Source organism: Streptomyces sp. V1I1, assembly GCF_030817355.1.
Lineage (GTDB): Bacteria > Actinomycetota > Actinomycetes > Streptomycetales > Streptomycetaceae > Streptomyces.
Window position 1 is genome coordinate 3,060,927 of the sequence record NZ_JAUSZH010000001.1, and the last position, 17,655, is coordinate 3,078,581.

At 70.0% G+C, this 17,655-nt stretch carries 14 protein-coding genes; 9 read left to right on the forward strand and 5 right to left on the reverse strand.

From position 1 onward, the window contains the following. Window positions 1–201: 201 nt before the first annotated feature. On the forward strand, window positions 202–2,106 hold the full coding sequence (locus tag QFZ67_RS14245) for a nitrate- and nitrite sensing domain-containing protein (RefSeq protein ID WP_307661473.1): 1,905 nt from the start codon (window positions 202–204) through the stop codon (window positions 2,104–2,106). Window positions 2,107–2,143: 37 nt separating this feature from the next. On the opposite strand, the gene QFZ67_RS14250 is transcribed toward QFZ67_RS14245, so the two are convergent. The 3 genes from QFZ67_RS14250 to QFZ67_RS14260 form a co-directional block, all read right to left on the reverse strand. Beyond that, complete coding sequence (locus QFZ67_RS14250) at window positions 2,144–3,748, reverse strand: cation acetate symporter (protein ID WP_307661474.1); 1,605 nt, start codon at window positions 3,746–3,748, stop codon at window positions 2,144–2,146. After that, entirely contained in the window at window positions 3,748–3,963 is a 216-nt protein-coding gene (locus tag QFZ67_RS14255; RefSeq protein ID WP_307661475.1) for a hypothetical protein, read from the reverse strand. Before QFZ67_RS14255 ends, QFZ67_RS14250 begins: the two co-directional genes overlap by 1 nt. A 276-nt stretch (window positions 3,964–4,239) precedes the next feature. Next, on the reverse strand, window positions 4,240–5,544 hold the full coding sequence (locus QFZ67_RS14260) for a CdaR family transcriptional regulator (RefSeq protein WP_307661476.1): 1,305 nt from the start codon (window positions 5,542–5,544) through the stop codon (window positions 4,240–4,242). Between the two features lie 370 nt (window positions 5,545–5,914). Between QFZ67_RS14260 and QFZ67_RS14265 the strand changes: the two genes are divergently transcribed. From QFZ67_RS14265 to QFZ67_RS14295, 7 genes are all read left to right on the forward strand, one after another. Continuing rightward, entirely contained in the window at window positions 5,915–6,775 is an 861-nt protein-coding gene (locus QFZ67_RS14265; protein WP_307661477.1) for an ABC transporter ATP-binding protein, read from the forward strand. Next, on the forward strand, window positions 6,772–7,644 hold the full coding sequence (locus tag QFZ67_RS14270; RefSeq protein WP_307661478.1) for an ABC transporter ATP-binding protein: 873 nt from the start codon (window positions 6,772–6,774) through the stop codon (window positions 7,642–7,644). Before QFZ67_RS14265 ends, QFZ67_RS14270 begins: the two co-directional genes overlap by 4 nt. Next, window positions 7,641–8,531 (forward strand): branched-chain amino acid ABC transporter permease, encoded by an 891-nt coding sequence (locus QFZ67_RS14275; protein WP_307661479.1) that lies wholly within the window; start codon window positions 7,641–7,643, stop codon window positions 8,529–8,531. Before QFZ67_RS14270 ends, QFZ67_RS14275 begins: the two co-directional genes overlap by 4 nt. Next, window positions 8,524–9,774, forward strand: coding sequence for a branched-chain amino acid ABC transporter permease (locus QFZ67_RS14280; protein WP_373430039.1), 1,251 nt, complete (start codon window positions 8,524–8,526; stop codon window positions 9,772–9,774). The genes QFZ67_RS14275 and QFZ67_RS14280 overlap by 8 nt, the downstream gene beginning before the upstream one ends. Next, the gene (locus QFZ67_RS14285; protein ID WP_307661480.1) at window positions 9,771–11,027 is read left to right on the forward strand and encodes an ABC transporter substrate-binding protein; all 1,257 of its coding nucleotides are present in this window, start codon (window positions 9,771–9,773) and stop codon (window positions 11,025–11,027) included. Before QFZ67_RS14280 ends, QFZ67_RS14285 begins: the two co-directional genes overlap by 4 nt. Window positions 11,028–11,940: 913 nt before the next feature. Next, the gene (locus QFZ67_RS14290) at window positions 11,941–13,608 is read left to right on the forward strand and encodes a hypothetical protein (RefSeq protein ID WP_373430040.1); all 1,668 of its coding nucleotides are present in this window, start codon (window positions 11,941–11,943) and stop codon (window positions 13,606–13,608) included. A 56-nt stretch (window positions 13,609–13,664) separates the two neighbouring features. Continuing rightward, window positions 13,665–14,033 (forward strand): VOC family protein, encoded by a 369-nt coding sequence (locus QFZ67_RS14295; protein WP_307661481.1) that lies wholly within the window; start codon window positions 13,665–13,667, stop codon window positions 14,031–14,033. Between the two features lie 81 nt (window positions 14,034–14,114). Here the strand turns inward: QFZ67_RS14295 and QFZ67_RS14300 are convergent, their stop codons facing one another. Next, window positions 14,115–15,158: an NAD(P)-dependent alcohol dehydrogenase gene (locus QFZ67_RS14300; protein WP_307661482.1), complete on the reverse strand. Its 1,044-nt coding sequence runs from the start codon at window positions 15,156–15,158 to the stop codon at window positions 14,115–14,117. Between the two features lie 119 nt (window positions 15,159–15,277). Between QFZ67_RS14300 and QFZ67_RS14305 the strand changes: the two genes are divergently transcribed. Beyond that, entirely contained in the window at window positions 15,278–16,147 is an 870-nt protein-coding gene (locus QFZ67_RS14305; protein ID WP_307661483.1) for a helix-turn-helix transcriptional regulator, read from the forward strand. A gap of 104 nt (window positions 16,148–16,251) precedes the next feature. Here QFZ67_RS14305 and QFZ67_RS14310 read toward each other — a convergent pair whose 3' ends face one another. After that, window positions 16,252–17,511 (reverse strand): Ig-like domain-containing protein, encoded by a 1,260-nt coding sequence (locus QFZ67_RS14310; RefSeq protein WP_307661484.1) that lies wholly within the window; start codon window positions 17,509–17,511, stop codon window positions 16,252–16,254. Window positions 17,512–17,655: the final 144 nt, after the last annotated feature.

The window sequence follows — 17,655 nt, forward strand, 5'->3', positions numbered from 1 at the left end:
GAGTTACAGGAGAGTGGCGGATGGCGCGCGGGGCGGCCGGGCTTCCTGTGAGCCGGGAGCAACCATCCCCTTACCGCCACGAAACCGCGCCGGGGATGCCGGTTCGTATCGTCGTCGGACGTGACGCGCAACCGACGACGCACTCTGCCTCGACCGCCCGCTCTGCCCGCCCTGCCAGGTTGGGGCACGATCCGCGGCCGTGTGGCCATCGTGCTCGCCGTCCCCACCTGTCTACTCCTGGTCGTGACCGGCCTCGGTGTCGTCGACCGGGCGGCCGACTGGTCCGCGGCGCGCGAGACCGCCGGCCGGGTCGAGCTTGTACTCAAGGCCCAGGACCTGGTGCGCGAGCTGCAGCGCGAACGTGGCCTCACCAATGGGCTGGTGGGCGGCGCCAAGGAGTACCGCGACGAAGTCGACCTTCAGCGTGCCCGCACCGACACCGCCCGTACCGGATTCGATGCCCTGCTCGCGGCAGGCGGCGCGGGAGCGGACACCGCCGACGACTTACGGGACGCACTCTCGCCCGTCGCGGCGTTGGCCGCCGTGCGCCAGTCGGTTGACGACGGCACCGCTCAGCGCGCCCAGACTCTCACCGCGTACACCGAGGCGATCGACGGACTGATCAGCGCCTCGGCCGCGGAACCCGCTCGTGGTGACCGCCCCCTTGCCGACGGGATGGGCGCCCTCCAGGCCCTCGCCCGGGCCACCGAGGCGGTCGCCCTGGAGCGCGGCTCCCTCAACGGGGTCTTTGCCGCCGGGCGTTTCAAGGGGAGCGAGTTCCTCGACTTCACCGAGGTACGGGCGGACCGGCTGTCCTTCCTGCGTCAGTACGCCGAACTCGCCACCTCCGACCAGCAGTCCGCACTCGACGCCGCCTTCGCCACCAGCGACGCCCGGCGCGCCACCGGCTTCGAGAAGCGGGCGGAGGGCGGAGCCGATGGCAGCAAACTCGCTGTGGACCCCCGCCGCTGGTGGTCGTCGATGACCGTGCTCGTCGACCAACTGCACCGCGTACAGGGGCAGATCGGCGCCGATGTACGGGTTCGCGCGGACCGGATCGGGGACGACGCCACCGGTCAGCTGGGCGGCTTCATCGGCCTCGGTGTGCTGATCCTCGCGGTTGCCACCGCACTCGCCATGCTCTCCGCCCGCTCGATCACCCGGCCGCTCGTCGCACTCGCCGATGAGGCCGACTCGGTGGCCCGTAGCGGACTGCCCGCCGCTGTCGCCCGTATACAGAAGGCCGAGGCGGGCGACGAACTCGTCCCTGAACCCTCCCGCCGGGCTCCCGACAGCGCCCGGGAGTTCACCCGGCTCGCCACCGCTCTGCACAATGTCGAGCACACAGCGATCGGCCTTGCGACCGAGCAGGCTGTGCTCCGCCGCAACACCTCCGAGTCGCTCGCCAGCCTCGGCCGCCGCAATCAGGCACTGCTCTCGCGCCAGCTCCGCCTGATCACCGTGCTGGAGCGCCAGGAAATCGACCCGGACGCGCTTGGCGAGCTCTTCGAACTCGACCACCTGGCAACCCGTATGCGCCGCAATGCCGAGTCGCTGCTCGTACTCGCGGGCGAGGAGCTGCCGCCGCGGACCTGGTCCGGCCTGGTGACGGCGGCCGAGGTGGTGCAGTCGGCGATCGCCGAGGTCGAGCAGTACCAGCGCGTCGTGGTGGCCGACGTAGAGGACGGCCGGATCCGCGGCCGGGCCGTCGCCGAGCTCTCCCATCTGCTCGCCGAACTCATCGAGAACGCCCTGGTCTTCTCACCTCCCTCGCACCCGGTCGAGATCTACGGCTGGCGTGACGGCGGCGATTACTGCCTCGCAGTCGTCGATCGGGGTTCCGGTATGACCGCCGAGGAACTGGCCCGCTCCAACGCCCGGCTCGCGGGCCGGGAAACCTTCCTGATCGCCCCCACCCGCTTCCTCGGCCACTACGTCGTCGGGACCCTGGCGGCCCGGCTCGGCGCCCAGGTCGAACTGCGCCCCACGCAGGGGCAGGACGGGGCCGTGGGAGTCACGGCGTACGTCGCCTTGCCTGCCACGCTCGTCGATGTGTCGGCGACGCAATCAGCGACGGCCGGCGGAACTCGGCGGGCGGCTCTGTGACGGGGACGGCTCGGCAGCAGTAGCCCCGTGCGCCATTTCATGCCCTGGCATGCTCGGCGACCTCCGACACCCGTTGCCTTCCCAGTACGCTGCCCAGCGCGCCGAGCAGAAAGGCGGCGGGCATCGACACGAGGACGACCGTCTGGAGCGGGAACCAGTCGAGGTGCCAGTCAGGGAAGAGCGCCGAGGGGGAGCCGGAGAAGACCGGGCCGGAGATCTGCAGTCCGACGGCGCAGCCCAGGCCTCCGTACAGCGTCCAGAGCAGCCCGGCGCGGGTGTAGCCCCTCCAGAAGAGGGAGTACACCAGTGCCGGAAGCAGGCAGGAGGCGGCTACCGCCAGGGAGAGCGCAGACAGGAACAGGACGTTCCATCCCTGGACCCAGACCGCCAGTCCGATGCTCAGTACTCCCACCCCGGCGGACGCCAAGCGTGCGGCGGCCACCTCTCGGCCTTCGGTCGTGCGCCGCCGGCGCAGGACATGCGTGTACAGGTCGTGGGCGACCGCCGCCGCGGCCGCCAGGGTGATGCTCGCTACGACCGCGAGCGTGGTGAGGAACACCGCGGAGGAGACCAGTACGACGAGAAACGCACCGCCCGTGTTGGTGGACGAGCCGCCCGCCAGTTCGCCGGTGAGCATCAGCAGGGTGGTGTTGCCTCCCGGATCCGCGGCGATGATCGCCGGGGCGCCGACCAACGCGGCGGCCGCGAAGCCCATCAGAGCTGTGGTGAGGCAGAAAGCGCCGACGATGCCGATGGTGTGGCGCACCGTACGGCGCGCGGTGGCCGCGTCGGGAGCGGTGCCGAGTTGCATGGACACGTGTGGCAGGCACGCCACTCCCAGCACGATCGTGATCATCAGGCCGACGAAGTCGAGTGTGCTTTCGGGGTCGGTGCCGCCGGCGAACCGGAGGCCGGGACTCATATAGCCGGCGGGACGGCCGCTGCCCTGTCCGGCGGCGTCGATCAGAAAGTCGCTGCTCCAGTCGAAGCGATGGAGCAGCACAGCTGTCACAGCCAGGGCCGCGCCGAGCAGCACCACTGTTTTGATCACCTGGATCACGATGGTGCCGCGCATGCCGCCGAACACCGTGGCGCAGACGACCAGTGCGCCGATCATGATGACGGCTGTCTGTTCGGCGCCCGCACCGGACAGTCCCAGCAGCGCCGTGGTGGTCACTCCCGCGCCGGAGAGCTGCACGACCAGATAGGGGACGCACGCGCTCAGGGTCACGACGGCGGCCGCGATCCTTGCCGCGGGCCCTGGAGCCCGCAGGGCGAATATGTCGCCCAAGGTGTAGCCGGCGCGCTCGCGCAGGGGGCGGGCCAGCAGCAGGAGCACGCCGAGGGACAGCACGGTGCACAGGGCGATGAACAGACCGTCGTAGCCGAAGACCGCGACGCTTCCCGTGGTGCCGAGCACCGTGGCCGCGGACAGGTAGACGCCGGACAGTACGAGCGCTCCCCGCAAGGGCGACACGCTGCGACCTGCTGTGTAGAAGTCGTTGACCCGGTCCCTCTCGGGGCCGCTGAGGACGCAGATGAACAAGATGGGGACGATGAACGTCAGAAAGCCCACGAGGACCAGGGCGCGCGTGTCTCTGTCCAGGGCGCCGGGCGCGGCGAGCAGGATCTCCGGATTCATCAGTAATCCAGCTCCTGCTCCTGCGGAACGCCGCGTCCGTCCGCACGGCGGTCGTACCGAGCCGCGGTCCACACCAGCAGGGAACCCTGGAAGAGGAGGGCCAGCACGCCGATGGTGGTTTCCCCCCAGATGCGGGTGGCCATGAAGTCGGCGGCGGAGCAGGCGAGCAGCAGGTGTACCCCGAAGGTCAGTCCGTTGACCACAGCGAAGGACATGCCCGGGCGATGCGGCCGTGGTCGATGATGAAGCATGGGGGCGTGCTGTTGGGCCATGGCTGTCTCCTGGCGGGCGCGGATGCGGGTGGGCACCTTCGGGTGGGTCACCTCTGATGCGAGGCTCACCAGAGCACCCGCGCCCCGGCCCGTCCATGCGCTGTGCTCGGGCCGTTGTCCCCTCCCAATGCCCCGCATGGGTGACTGTGCTGGTGCCCATTCAGCCGTGCCCGCCGGCGGACCGTCGGCGGTCATCGGCTGCCGCGGAGCCGTGCGTCGTCAGGCAGTGAGCGGGCGATTGCGGTCGTCGGTGATGCCGAGTGCGGCGGCTGGTCCGAGCAGGCGGTGGGCGTCGAGCGCGAGGGTGAGTTGCACCAGATCGCGGGGGCGGGTCAGCTCAAGGCCGGTTATCTGCTCGAAGCGGCGCAGACGGTTGAGCACGGTGTTGCGATGGCAGAGCATGTGGCGGGCGGCCTGGACGGCGGATCCGCCGTTCTCGATCCAGATACCGACGGTGTCGAACAGCGTGTCCCGGTCGGCAGGTTCAAGGTCGTACATGGGCCGGAGCACCCCGTGGGCCAGCTCGGCGGACAGGTCGGGCCGCGAGATCAGGAGCCCTTCGGGCAGGCGGGAGTCGAGCCGGGCGATCTCACCGTCGGCCCGGCACGTGCGAAGGGCGAGCCCGGCCATGTCACGCGCTCGGGCCAGGCTCTCCAGCCCCTGGACGACCGGGCTGATCCCGATACGGAACCCGGGACCGGCGTCCAGGCCGGAGGCGAGCGCGTCCAGTGGACGGTCGCCCAGGTGGGCGACGAGCACATCGCGCCGTCCGCAGGCGTGACGCAGGATCCGGATGCCGCGAACCTCCGGAACGGTCTGCGGCGCGCGGCCGTACGGCGGTGTCGCCCCCACCACCGCCACCGCGAAGCGCCCGTCGACCGGCAGATCGAGAATCGCTGCCGCGTCGCGGGTGAACTCGGGTTCGTTACGGCTCTCCAGCAGGGCGGCGAGGATCAGACGGACGCGTTCACCGTGCTGGCTTGCGACGCCTTTGGCGACCTGCCGGTAGGCGTCGGCGACCATGACGGCGTCGCGGTCGTTGCTCTTCCACACCAGCTCGGCGACGTGTACCAACTGGCGCGTGTCGCCGAGTCCGTCCCGCTCCACCACGCTGATGATCCCGCTCCAGACTTCGGAGCCGGCGACACGGAAGGCATGCAGCACCTCGTCGAGGGGGCGGCCCTGTTCCGCTCGTCTCATGCCGAGGTCTCTGGTGTACCGCTCGACGTCCACGATTCTGCTGGGATCCACGCCGGCTTCCAGCCCGTGGCGGATGCCGATGCCTACGTTCCGCCGCACGTCGGGCGGCGCGAGCACCGGGTCGGCGTAGTACGGCACTTCGGCGCGGATCCTGTCCACCACGGTGTCGGTGAATTCCACGCCGTGCGCCAGAAGGCGCCGGCAGGCACGGTCGAAGAGCTGGACAGGAGAGGGGTCCGCGCCGCCGTCGGGCAGCGGACCGCGGGGCGGGGCTATGTCATGGCGGCGAGTGCGAACGCTGCCGGGGACGGAACTGGCGTGCATGGACCCTCCAGGTTGGACGGGGCGTGCGAGAAGAACACGCGAGTTGCCATGTCGTGAGCCGCGCGGAGCGCAGTGAAGTTCCTCCACCGGGTCAATGGCTGCCGCGCGGAAGCCGCGTGCGGAAGCCGAAACGGCACCCTTCCCGGAGGCCACCATGCTAAGCAGTCGCTTATCGAAGGGCGAGGTTTCAGCCAAACCGTGATGTTTCCCGCCAGTAGGTCTTGTGGACTGTGCGCTCTCACAAGCGGGACGCCTTCCGGCTGGGAGCGGACAGCGGCTCGCCCTACCTGTATGGACGCCCTGCTCGGGCCGTGTTCTCGTAGCGCCCAGCCCGGCCCGCTCGTTTGCACCTTTTGCGAGGAGACCCCCTATGAGCCCTCCACCGACGCAGTCAGGATCCCTTCGGATCACTGATCTCCACGTCACCTACGGAAGGTCCGTGCGGGCGCTGCACGGGGTTTCGCTGAGCGTCCCGCAAGGCGGGATTGTTGCCGTCCTCGGCTCCAACGGAGCGGGCAAGACCACGCTGCTCCGGGCGGTCTCCGGGACCCTCGCGCTCCATCGGGGCACGGTGGACAGCGGCACCGTGCACTTCGGCGAAACACGGCTGACCGGCGATCCCGCGCGGTCGGTGGCCGCCGGAGTGGTGCAGGTGCCCGAGGGCCGCAGGATCTTCGGCGCCCTGTCGGTGGAGGACAACCTGCGGGCCGGGTTCCTGGGGGCCCGCCGTCGCGGTGGCGCTGACCGGCAGGCGGCCCGCGACCGCGTCTTCGCGCTGTTCCCGCTGCTGGCCGAGCGGCGGCGGCAGGCCGCGGGGCTGCTGTCCGGGGGCGAGCAGCAGATGCTCGCGATGGGCCGCGCGCTCATGGCCGCCCCCCGGCTGCTGCTGCTCGACGAGCCCTCACTGGGACTGGCGCCCCTCATGGTTCAGCGCATCGCGTCGGTCATCCGCGAGATCAACGCCCAGGGAACGTCGATCCTGCTCGTCGAGCAGAACGCCTCCATGGGCCTGGCACTGTCCGACCGTGCCTCGGTGCTGGACGTCGGCCAGGTGCGGCTGGAGGGGGCGTCGGCCGACCTCGCCGGCACGGACGAAGTGCGGCGCCTGTACCTGGGCGAGAGCATCGACGCCGGCACGGCGGGCCAGGACGCGGTGTCCGCAGCTACGTCCGCGACCGCCCTGTCCGCAACCGCACCAGGACTGACAGAGCTGGCCAGGTGGAACGGATGAGCATCGACGCCGCGGCCACGACGCGCGATCCCGCCTCGTCACCGGAACCGGACGCGGAGACGGAGCCGGTGCCGACGCTCACGGTCGACGCGCTGACCGTCCGCTTCTCCGGCCTCGTCGCCCTCGACGCCGTCTCATTCACCGTCGCCCCCGGTACGATCCACGCCCTCATCGGGCCCAACGGCGCGGGGAAGTCGACCTGCTTCAACGTCGTGTCCGGGGTGTACCGCGCCACGGCCGGAGCCGTCCGGTTCGCGGGCAAGGACCTCACCCGCCTGGCACCGCACCGCATCGCCCGACTCGGAGTGGCCCGCACCTTCCAGAACATCGTGCTCACCCACGGAACCGTCGCCGACAACCTCATGCTCGGCCGCCACAGCCTGACCCGTGCGGGATTCACGGCGACCGCGTTGCGACTGCCCCAAGCGGTAAGGGAGCAGCGCCGCCACCGGGAGCGCGCGGCCGAGATCGCGGACTTCCTCGGCCTGGGCCCCGCCTTCGACAAGCCGGTGGGTTCGCTCGCGTACGGCGACCGCAAGCGCGTCGAGATGGCGCGCGCGTTGTGCATGGAGCCCAAGCTGCTGCTGCTCGACGAACCCGTCGCCGGTATGCATCCCACCGAGCGGGTGGCCATGGCCGAAACCATCGCCAAGGTCCGTGACGCCCTGGGCATCTCGATCCTCATCGTCGAGCACGACATGGGCTTGATCATGCGGATCGCCGATGCCGTGACCGTTCTCGACTTCGGCCGGCTCATCGCCGACGGGACGCCCGAACGTGTCCAGCGCGACCCGGCGGTCATCAGCGCCTACCTCGGCGTCCCCGCAGAGGACGCCCAGGACGCCCAGGACGAAGGAACGCAACCATGATCAAGCTGGCCGAAACGATTCTGAACGGACTGGCGCTGGGTTCGGTGTACGCCCTGATAGCCCTGGGCTTCGTCGTGATCTTCAAGGCGTCAGGCGTCATGAACTTCGCCCACGGCTCCCTGCTCCTGTTCGGCGGCTATGTCACGGCACGGCTGCACGACACCATCGGCTTCCTGCCGGCTGTGCTCGTCGGCGCCGCGCTGGCAGCGGCGCTCGCGGGGCTGGTGCAACTGCTGGCTACCCGCGGTCTGCGCGGAGCGGAAATCCACACGCTGACGATCCTGACGATCGGTATCGACGTCCTGCTCAGCACCGAACTGAACAGGCGGGTGGGCGCCGATTTCCTCAACATGGGAGATCCCTGGGGTGCCGACGTGACGCAGCTCGGGGACATCACCGTCGCCGACTCCCGGATCGCGAGCATAGCGGTGGCGATCGTTGTCATCAGCGTGTTCTTCGCCGCGTTCCGCTGGTCCCGCTGGGGCCTGTCCATGCGGTCGGCGGCCGCCGACCCGGAGGCCGCCTCCTTGATGGGCATACGGCTGGACCGCGTACGGCTCATCGCCTGGTGCGTCGCCGGAGCGCTGGCCGCTCTCGCGGCGGTGTTCCTCGCCGCCTTTCCCGCCGCGGGCCTGGACCGCACCACCAGCCAGATCGCCCTGAGCGCCTTCCCCGCCGCCATCCTCGGCGGTATGGACTCGGCCGCCGGCGCACTCGTCGGCAGTCTCGTGATCGGCCTGACGGCGGCGATGGCCGCCGGCTACCAGAACGAGTTGAGCGCCCTGGGCTCCGGAATCTCCGACGTGGCCCCCTACCTCGTGATGGTGCTCGTACTCCTGGTCCGCCCGACCGGTCTCTTCGGATCGAAGGAGCTGACCCGTGTCTGACACCCTGTCGCCCGACACCTCCCCTCCTGCCACCACGGGCGCTCCCCCCGACGACTCGGGCGGCGCCGCCGGACGCCGGTCCGGCACAGCTTCCAGGGCGGGCACCGTCGCCGTCGCCGTGCTGCTTCTGCTCGTCCTCCCCTTCTACGTCTCCTCGTTCTGGCTTCAGACAGGCCTGTTCGCCATGGCCGCCGTCATCGGCGCCATCGGACTGAACCTGCTGTCCGGGACCACCGGACAACTGTCCCTGGGCCACGCCTTCTTTCTCGCCGTAGGCGCGTACGGCTATGTGTGGCTGGCCGCGGACCCGTCCGGCACCGGTTCCGCCCACCTGTACGGGCTCGGGCTGCCGCCCCTGCTCGCCTTCGTTCTCGCCGTCGTCCTCGCCGGTGTCGCGGGAGGGCTGTTCAGCCCCATCTCCGGTCGCCTGCGCGGCATGTACCTGGGCATCGCCACCCTCGCCCTGGTCTTCCTCGGCCACCACATGATGCTCAACGCCCGGGACATCACAGGCGGGTTCAACGGCCGCTCCGTGCCGGCGCTGGAAATCTTCGGGTTCTCCTTCTCCGAGACCTCACCCGACGGGCTCGCGGTACTCGGCGTCCCCTTCGGCGGACTTGAACGCCTCTGGTACTTCGGCCTCGTACTGGTGGCCATGGCCTGGCTCGCCGCGCGCAATCTCGTGCGCGGACGTCCCGGCCGTGCCCTTGCGGCGGTACGCGACAGCGAAATCGCCGCAGCCGTCATGGGAGTTCCCCTCTCCCGTTACCGCGCCTCGGCGTTCATCGTCTCCTCGATGTACGCGGGTGCCGCCGGCGCTCTGCTGGCTCTGGTGTTCAAACGCGTCGTCCCCGACCACTTCGGTCTGCTGCTCTCCATCGACTACCTGGCGATGATCGTCATCGGCGGCCTGGGATCGGTCGGCGGCGCCGTCGCCGGAGCCGTCTTCGTCGCCCTGATACCGCATGTTCTCACCAAGTACGCCGACCACCTGCCGCTGCTCACCGCACCCGGTACGGCCGGATCCGGCGTGACCCCCGGCGACGCCGCGCGCTACCTCTACGGCGCCGCGATCGTCCTCGTCCTGGTCTTCGCGCCGGGCGGCCTGGCCGGCCTGGCCCACAGACGGCCGCGCCGCACCGGCGACGGCACTCGCCGCAACTGGCGTTTCCCTCTCCGCACCCGCACCACCTCCGACCCTCAGGGCGTCGAAGGCGCCACCCCGAAGGAGCAAACACCGTGAGACACCCCCGCCTTGCCCCGGCTGCAGCCGTCCTCGCCGTACTCACCCTGAGCGCCACGGCCTGCAGCACCAAAAGCGGTACCGGCACGAACACGGCCGGCAGCGACGGCGTCAAGACCGGCCCCGGAGTGACGCAGAAGACCATCACCCTGGGCGCGCTGACCGACCTCACCGGACCGTACGCATCGCTCGGCAAGAGCATCGTCAACGCGCAGCAGCTGTACGCCGACCAGCTCAACGCCTCCGGCGGCGTCTGCGGCCGTACCGTCCGGATAACCGTCAAGGATCACGGCTACGACGTACAGAAGGCCGTGTCCGCGTTCACCGAGACCGAGCCGAATGTGGCCGCCCTGTCCCAGGTGGTCGGTTCTCCCGTGGTGTCCTCGTTGCAGCAGGAGATCGAAGCCAAGCACCTGCTGACGCTTCCGATGGGATGGGCGTCCAGCCTGCTGGGCCACGAGTACGTCCAAGTGGTCGGATCCACCTATGACATCGACATGATCAACGGCGTCGACTTCGTCGTCCGCAAGGCCAAGCTGAAGCCCGGCGACAAGATCGGCCACGTCTACTTCGAGGGCGAGTACGGTGAGAACGCACTCGCCGGAGCCAAGTACGCGGCGAAGCAGCACCGGCTGAGCATCGTCGAGCAGAAGATCAAGCCCACCGATCAGGATCTGACCGCACAGGTCACCGCCCTCAAGCAGGCCGGTGTCAAGGCGATCCTCATCAGCGCCGGCCCCAGGCAGTCGGCGGCCCTGGTCGGCACCGCGGCGGCGAAGGGATTCGCGGTCCCGGTACTCAGCAACGCACCCGGCTTCGCCCCGCAACTGCTCGCCACCCCGGTCGGCCCCGCCCTGGAGAAGCAGCTCTACCTGGTGAGCGCCGCCCCGGCGTTCAGCTCCGACACCCCGGCGATCCAGAAGCTCGCCAAGGACTACCAGGCGAAGTATCCGGGCCAGCTGCTCGACGCAGGGGTCGTCAGCGGCTGGAACACGATCAGCGTCCTCGGTGAGGACCTCAAGGCAGCCTGCAAGGCCAAGGACCTCACCCGGGAAGGCATCGCCGCGGCGCACCGCAAGCAGTCCGGGCTCAACGTTCTCGGAGTGTCGTTCGACTTCTCCGACCGCGCCAAGCCGTCCACCTACCAGTCCTTCATCCAGAAGCCCGCCAAGAAAGCGGCGGGCGGACTGGTGACCGTCGAGCCGGCCCGCGAAGTGCCCGCGGCACGGAGCTATCCACTGCCCAAGAGCTGACCCGTCACCCGGTCCGCCGTGTGCGGCAGCGCTCTCACGCTGCCGCACACGGCCGCCGGCCGAACCAGGCGAAACTGACCATTCCGAAGACGACTTCGCCGTAGCTTGGGAGGGCAGAGCGAACGCGAGTGTCGGGGGCGAGGAGTCGTGCCGAACGGGCGTCCGGGACGGCCGGAGCAAGGCGGACCAGACGAGTTACCCGGATCGGGCGGTCCGGGGCGGTCAGACGACCCGGGCGGTCCGGGTCGATCAGACGGCCCGGGCGGTCCGGGCCGGTCAGACAGACCAGGCGGTCCGGGCCGGTCAGGCGGCAACCACTTCGGCGGGTCGGCGAAGGAAGTCATCCAGGCCGACCACATCGGACGGCTGTGCGTCGGCGGCGCCCCGCCCCCCGACCCCCCCGACCCCCTCGACCGCGCCGCCCGTGGGCTGCGCCGTATGGTCGCCGTCCAGTGGAAGGACGAGGCCGCGCACCAAGGGCTGTTCACCACCGCGCCGTTGACCGTCCGCTGGGTCCCGGGTCCGGGCGACCTCGCCGACCACCCCGAGAACGTCGGTGCCCGGACCGACTCGGCGATCCAGGCGCACCTGGCCGACGCGCTGATCCCCGCGGCGTACGCGCCGGGACCGCGGGCGCTCGCCGTTGGCGGGGCGGCCGGCTCCCGTGGCGGCTGCTCGGCTTCCTGGAGGACGCACACAGGCGGGGGCGCTCCGGCGGCGCGGCAGCGTGTACGACTTCCGGCACGCGCGCCTGCAGGAGGTGCTGTGCCAGAGCAACTCGCGCCCTGTGGCGGCGAGATGGGACACCCCGAAGGGCTACCGCGCGCGGCTGCGGGAGGACGGACGCCCCTGGTGAGGACCGGCCCGCCGATCCCCCGCTCAGCCGGATGGCGCCCCCGTTAGGGTTGCCGGCGTGGGGGTCAGCGAACAGGCAGAGACCGTACGGACAAGCGTCGGCGAGCGGGACACGTCACCGAGGTGGCGCGTCCCGCTCGTGGCGATCGCCGTCGTCGTGCCCCTGTGCATCCTGTGGGCCGGCCGGCTCGCGACCGGCGGCGGCGATCTGGCCGCGCAGCTCGCCTGGGCCGGCTTCATGGAGCGGCACCCTGCGTCCGCGTACAACCTCTCCTGGTACGGCGGCACCCACACCGCCAACTACAGCCTGCTGACTCCCCCGCTGATGGCCGTCTTCGGCGTACCGGCCGTGTCCGTGGCCGCCGGCCTCTCCGGAGCGTGGGTGCTGGCCTGCCTGTTCGTACACAGCGGGGTGCCGCGGCCGGTGTGGCCTGCTGTCGTCGGGGCGCTCGCGCTCTGGTGCAACGTGGCCTCCGGGCGTACGACGTTCGCGCTGGGCGTCGCGATCGGGCTGCTTGCCGTGCTGTACGTACGCAGGAGCGCGATCGCGGCGGTGTGCGCGGCGCTCGCGACCATGGCCAGTCCGGTCGCCGGGCTGTTCCTGCTGGTGGCGGGGGCGGCGTATCTGCTGGACCGGCAGTTGCGGAAAGGCGCCGCGCTCGCGCTGCCGCCGTTCGTCGTGGTGGGAGCGGTGACACTGCTCTTCCCCTTCCAGGGCGAACAGCCCATGGCGTCCGGCAAATTGTGGCTGCCGCTGACCGTCTCCGCCGCGGTGGCCGTCGCGGCGCCGCGCAAGTGGCCGGTGGTGCGGTACGGAGCCGGGGTGTACGGCGTCGGGGTGGTGCTGACGTATCTCATCGCCTCGCCGATCGGCACGAACGTCGAGCGGCTGGTGGGTCTGGTGGGGCCGCCGGTGCTGCTCGCGGCGGTACTCGCGAGCGGGATCAGCGGGCTGGGCAAGCTCAGAGAGCTGGGCAGGCTCAGAGGGCTGGGCAGGCTCAGAGGGCTGGTCACGCTCGGTGGGCTCCTGCGAGCCGTGCTCGCGATCGCGCTCGTGCTGAACGCGCATTGGCTGATCGACAAGACCGAGGACGATCTGGTCGTCTCCAACGACGTGCCCGCATGGGCCGCGCACACCGACGGACTCGTACGGGCGCTGGAGCGGCTGGGCGCCGACCGTACACGGGTCGAGGTCGTCCCCGCCCGCAATCACCGGGAGGCGACCGTCCTCGCCCCGCACATCAACATGGCGCGCGGCTGGAACCGGCAGCTCGACGTCGAGCGCGGGCGGCTCTTCTACGACGGGTCGCTGACCGAGGCGACGTACCGGCAGTGGCTGGACCGGTGGGCCGTCGGCTTGGTTGTGCTGCACCACGGGCGCCCCGACGGGCCCGCCGAGGGCGAGGCCGCGATCGTCAGGAGCGGGCCCGGCTGGCTGGAGCGGGTGTGGCAGGACGAAGGCTGGACCGTCTACCGGGTGCGGGACGCGGTTCCGCTGGCGGCCGCCCCGGCGACCGTGGTGCGCGGCGACGACGCGGAGCTGGTGGTGCGGATACCGGCGGCCGGATCGGTGACGGTGCGGGTGGCGTACTCGCCGTGGCTGCGGGCGGAAGGGGCGTGTGTGCGGGAGGAGGGCGAGTGGACACGGCTGACCGTGCCGCGGGCGGGAGAGTACCGGCTGGAATCGCCTTACCGGCTGCCACGCTCGGCGGGCTCGGGCTGCTGAGCTGACCGGCTCGCGGTGAGGGCCGATTGTCAGTGGCGTGTGCCACGCTCGGGCCCATGATTGACCACATCGCGGTGCAGGTGGATGACCCGGCGGCCAGTGCCGTCTTCTACGACCGTGTGCTGGCCCCGCTCGGCGGCACCCGGCTGCTCGACTTCGGCGAGGTGATCGGCTGGGGCACGGCGCAACCGACGTTCTGGATCGGCCCGGTGACGACGGAGGGGCAGCCGCGCGAGGTGCACATCGCGTTTGTGGCGGCCGACCGCGCGGGCGTACGAGCGTTCCACGCGGCGGCCGTCGAGGCGGGGGCGGAGGTGCTGCACGAGCCACGCGTGTGGCCCGAGTACCACCCTTCGTACTACGGGGCGTTCGTCAGGGATCCGGACGGCAACAACGTGGAGGCGGTCTGCCATAGGCCGGAGTGAAGCTCCAACCCCGGTAGCGGCGGGTCAGGGCTCGCCTGATCCGCCGCGACCGGGACACTTGGCGCGACCGGCTCAGTCAGCTCAGATCGTCGCCGTGTCGATCACGAACCGGTAGCGGATGTCGCTCGCCAGCACCCGCTCGTACGCCTCGTTGATCTGGTCCGCGCGGATCAGTTCGATCTCCGCGCCCAGACCGTGCTCGGCGCAGAAGTCGAGCATCTCCTGGGTCTCGCGGATACCGCCGATCCCCGAACCCGCGAGGGTCTTGCGACCGGCGATGACGGAGAACAGGTTCAGCGAGACGGGCTCTTCGGGAGCGCCCACGTTCACAAAGGCCCCGTCCGTCTTCAGCAGGCTCAGGTACTTGTCCAGCGGAAGCGGCGCGGAGACCGTGGAGACGATCAGGTCGAAGGTGCCCGCGAGTTGCCCGAAGGTCGCCTCGTCGCTGGTCGCGTAGTAGTGATCGGCGCCCAGCTTCAGGCCGTCGTCCTTCTTGCGCAGCGACTGGCTGAGGACGGTCACCTCGGCGCCCAGCGCATGCGCGATCTTGACGCCCATGTGGCCGAGGCCGCCCAGGCCGACGATGGCGACCTTCTTGCCGGGGCCCGCGTTCCAGTGGGCCAGCGGCGAGTAGAGCGTGATGCCGGCGCACAGCAGCGGGGCCGCGATGTCCAGCGACAGGCCGTCGGGGATGCGCAGCGTGAATGCCTCGTCGACGACGATATGGGTGGAGTAGCCGCCGTACGTCGGCTCGCCGCTCTTGTCGAGGGCGTTGTACGTGCCGACCATGCCGCCCGTGCAGTACTGCTCCAGGCCTGCCGTGCAGTTCTCGCACTCGCGGCAGGAGTCGACCATGCAGCCGACGCCCACCCGGTCGCCGACGGCGAACTTCGTCACGCCGTCGCCGACCTCGGTGACAATGCCCGCGATCTCGTGGCCCGGCACCATCGGGAAGATGCCCTCGGCCCAGCCGTCGCGGGCCTGGTGGATGTCCGAGTGGCAGATGCCGGCGTACTTGATCTCGATGAGCACGTCGTGCTCGCCGACAGGGCGGCGCGGGACGGTGGTCCGCTCCAGCGGCGCCTTGGCGGCGAGAGCGGCGTATGCGGAAACGGTGGTGGTCATGGCATTCAGCCTGCGCCGGGTCGCGGCACCTACCCAGCCCTCTGTTGTACCTACGTCCAGCGTGCCTACTACTGACAGGGACAGCCTCGACAGGCTCCCCGGCCGGTAATACTGGCTGTATGGACCAGCGTGCCGAACTCAGCGAATTCCTCCGCTCGCGCCGTGGCCGGCTGCAGCCGCAGGACGTCGGTCTGCCGCAGCTCGGCCGCCACCGCCGTGTCCCGGGGCTGCGCCGGGAGGAGCTGGCTCAGCTCGCCGGGGTCTCCGTGGCGTACTACACACGTCTCGAGCAGGGCAACAGCCGCAATGTGTCCACCGAGGTGCTCGACGCCATCGCGCGGGCCCTGAAGCTGTCCGACGCCGAGCGCGACCATCTCACGCACCTCGCCAAGCCGAAGCAGAAGAAGCACCGGCGCATGGGACGGCCGCAGCAGCTGCGGCCGGCGGTGCAGCATCTGATGGACGCGATGGACGGAGTGCCCGCGTACGTGCTCGGGCGACGCCTGGACATCCTGGGCTGGAACCGGATGGCCCGCGCGCTGCTCGGCGACTTCGCCGCGCTGCCGCCGCAGGAGCGGAACATGGCGCGGCTCGTCTTCCTCGACCCCAACGCCCGCGACCTGTACGTCGACTGGGAGGTCAAGGCGACCGACTTGGTCAGCGTGCTGCGGATGTACGCGGGTTGCTCGGCGGACGACCCCCAGCTGCCGGAGCTGATCGGCGAACTGTCCGTGAAGAGCGAGGAGTTCCGCCGGCTCTGGGCCGCCCACACCGTGCAGAACAAGGGCCACGGCGCCAAGCGGCTGCACCATCCGCTGGTGGGTGAGATGACCTTGTCGTACGAGACGCTGAGTCTGCCCGACGACCACGATCTGTCGCTGGTCACCTATCACGCGGAGCCGGGCAGCCGGTCGGCCGATTCACTGCGGCTGCTGGCCGGCTGGGGCGTGGACGAGGCGGCGGACGCCGACGCGACCGAACGCGGCTAGAGCTTCGTCCACCCCGGAAGACCGCGGCCCGGTCTCGCAGCGACGAAGGCGGCGGCACCCCGGTCAGGGGTGCCGCCGCCTTCTCAATCCGTACGGAGCCGGGCTCAGACCGCGGATCCGGCCTTCCACTGGCTCCAGTTCAGGTTCCAGCCGTTCAGGCCGTTGTCGGGCTGGATGGTCCTGTCCTGGGAGTTCTTCACGATGACGACATCGCCGACGATCGTGTTGTTGAACAGCCAGGCGGCGGGCTGGTTCGGGTCGCCCGCGCCCTTCACGTCGTTCAGACCGACACAGCCGTGGCTGGTGTTGGCGCTGCCGAAGATCGAGTCGGAGCCCCAGTAGTTGCCGTGGATGAACGTGCCCGACGTGGACAGCCGCATCGCGTGCGGAACGTCCTTGATGTCGTACTCGCCCTTGCCGTCCTTCTTCTTGAAGCCGACCGTCGAGCCGTCCATCCGGGTCTCCTTGAACTTCTCGGAGATCACCATCTGGCCGTTGTACGTCGGGTTGTCCGGGGCACCGGCGGAGATCGGGATGGTCTTGATCGTCTTGCCGTCCTGGGTGACCGTCATCGTCTTGGCCGACGCGTCGACGGTGGAGACCTGGTTACGGCCGATCTTGAAGGTGACCGTCTTCTGCTGGACGCCGAAGACTCCGTCGGCACCCTCGACGCCGTCGAGGTTCAGCTTCAGGGTGACGGTCGAGCCCTCCTGCCAGTACTGGTCGGGGCGGAAGTCGAGACGCTGCCCGTTGAACCAGTGGCCGACGACCTCCTGGCCGCTGCTCGACGTCACGGTGATCCCGGACTGGACGGCCTTCTTGTCGGTGATCGCCTTGTTGAAGTTGATCGACACCGGCATGCCGACGCCGACGGTGGAACCGTCCTCCGGCGTGAAGTTGCCGATGAAGCTGTTGGCGGGCGAGACCGTCGTGAAGGAGGAGTTCTCGTGGGCCTCCAGGCCCTCGGTGTCCTTCGCAGTCGCGGCGATCTTGTACGTGGTGGAGCGCTCGAGCTGTGCGTCCGGCTTCCAGCTCTTGCCGTCGGCGGCCAGCGTGCCCTTGACGCTCTGACCATCGGCGGTCGTCATGGCCACCTGAGTCAGAGTGCCGTCACTGACGGTGACCTTGGCGTCATTGTTGATGCCGGCGTTGGTCGCGCCGTTCTTGGGCGAGATGGTTATTCGGGCCTTCGAAGCGTCCTTCGCCGCCGCCGCGTCAACCTGGGCCTGCGACTTCTTCGAGCTTTCGGCGCCCTTGTCCCCGTCGCCGCTGCAGGCAGACATCACCAGCACGCCACCGAGCACGGCGGACGCGGCCATAAGGCCCCTGCGCCGCTTGCTGTCCGTTATCACACGCTTCTCCATCGTCGCCGATTCCCCTGACCCACACCTTTAGGAACACCCATTACCGGGCTACCCGGTTCCACATCACATTTGGATGTGGGGAAGACCACTTACCGATCAACGGACGCAGCCGCGGCCCCCGCCGGTTGCACCACGGCACGAAAT

Coding starts and splice junctions, on each gene's coding strand:
- QFZ67_RS14295 (WP_307661481.1), top strand. CDS start 13,665: ATGATTGACCACATCGCGGTGCAGGTGGATGACCCGGCGGCCAGTGCC.
- QFZ67_RS14310 (WP_307661484.1), bottom strand. CDS start 17,511: ATGGAGAAGCGTGTGATAACGGACAGCAAGCGGCGCAGGGGCCTTATG.
- QFZ67_RS14255 (WP_307661475.1), bottom strand. CDS start 3,963: ATGTCCTTCGCTGTGGTCAACGGACTGACCTTCGGGGTACACCTGCTG.
- QFZ67_RS14265 (WP_307661477.1), top strand. CDS start 5,915: ATGAGCCCTCCACCGACGCAGTCAGGATCCCTTCGGATCACTGATCTC.
- QFZ67_RS14305 (WP_307661483.1), top strand. CDS start 15,278: ATGGACCAGCGTGCCGAACTCAGCGAATTCCTCCGCTCGCGCCGTGGC.
- QFZ67_RS14275 (WP_307661479.1), top strand. CDS start 7,641: ATGATCAAGCTGGCCGAAACGATTCTGAACGGACTGGCGCTGGGTTCG.
- QFZ67_RS14270 (WP_307661478.1), top strand. CDS start 6,772: ATGAGCATCGACGCCGCGGCCACGACGCGCGATCCCGCCTCGTCACCG.
- QFZ67_RS14300 (WP_307661482.1), bottom strand. CDS start 15,158: ATGACCACCACCGTTTCCGCATACGCCGCTCTCGCCGCCAAGGCGCCG.
- QFZ67_RS14260 (WP_307661476.1), bottom strand. CDS start 5,544: ATGCACGCCAGTTCCGTCCCCGGCAGCGTTCGCACTCGCCGCCATGAC.
- QFZ67_RS14250 (WP_307661474.1), bottom strand. CDS start 3,748: ATGAATCCGGAGATCCTGCTCGCCGCGCCCGGCGCCCTGGACAGAGAC.